Consider the following 1098-nt stretch of genomic DNA (forward strand, 5'->3'; position numbering starts at 1 on the left):
GGCGGTCTCAAGTTCCAAGCGCAACGCTATTGAAGGGTGCTCGGTCCGCCGACGGATTTCTTTAGCACCTCGGCGTAGACTTCCAGTGGGGTTCGCCAGTCCAGCGTCTGGCGAGGCCGTGTGTTCAGTGAGTCGGCGATCTCGTCGAGCTCTTCCTGACTGTAAACGGAGAGGTCCGTTCCCTTTGGCAGATACTGCCGCAACAGCCCGTTGGTGTTCTCGTTGGAGCCCCGCTGCCATGGGCTATGTGGGTCAGCGAAGTAGATCGCCGTACCGGTTTTCTGCGTGATCTCGGCATGCTTCACCATCTCTCTGCCCTGGTCGTAGGTCATGGACAGCCGCAGGGCTCGCGGCACCTCATTGAGCTTATCGCTGAAGCCAACGGCCGCCGCCGTGGCGGTGGTGCCATCCACTTTCGCCAAGATCACCAAGCGTGTGGTGCGCTCCACCAGCGTACCGACGGCGGAGCGATTGTTGGCACCCATGATGAGATCGCCTTCCCAGTGGCCCGGCATCAGGCGGTCTTCAATCTCAGGCGGCCGCATGTGGATGCTGACCAGATCGGGAATCTGCTGGCGTCGATCCTTGCCACGACTGCGTGAGCGACGCTTGCCGTTGCCCTGCCGCAGGCAGGCGATGAGCTCTTTCTTGAGACTGCCGCGGGGCATCACATAGAGCGCGTTGTAGATGGCCTCATGCGAGACCTGCCGACGTGAATCGTTGGGTGACATGCGCTTCAGTGTGCGGGCTATCTGTTGCGGTGACCAGTACTTGCGCAGCAGGTGGACCACCACCTCGAAGAGCTCCCCGTCTGGGTGCAGCTTGGGACGCTGGCGTGGCCGATGTCGCGTCAGACGAGCCCGATAACCCGCCAAGCCGGCATCGTAGCCCTTGATGGGGTCGACCGTATGGCGAGCAATTTCTCGCGACACGGTGCTCGGCGCACGACCCAGGTGAGCGGCAATGGCCCGGATCGAATGCGTGGCTCGCATCATCATGATGGCGGCCCGGTCTTCAGCAGAAAGATGGCGATAGCAGTGGTTCATGGCAACACCGTACCTGATGGCTCACGTGTTGCACTTGGTCATTGAGACCGCC

Annotated in this window: 1 protein-coding gene; it reads right to left on the reverse strand. The window is 61.5% G+C overall.

The annotated features are described in order from the left end of the window. Positions 1 to 26: 26 nt before the first annotated feature. Positions 27 to 1046: an IS30 family transposase gene (locus NAT23_RS14720; protein WP_251929403.1), complete on the reverse strand. Its 1020-nt coding sequence runs from the start codon at positions 1044 to 1046 to the stop codon at positions 27 to 29. Between the last annotated feature and the right edge of the window lie 52 nt (positions 1047 to 1098).

The organism is Larsenimonas salina, from assembly GCF_023736155.1.
Classification (GTDB): domain Bacteria; phylum Pseudomonadota; class Gammaproteobacteria; order Pseudomonadales; family Halomonadaceae; genus Larsenimonas; species Larsenimonas salina.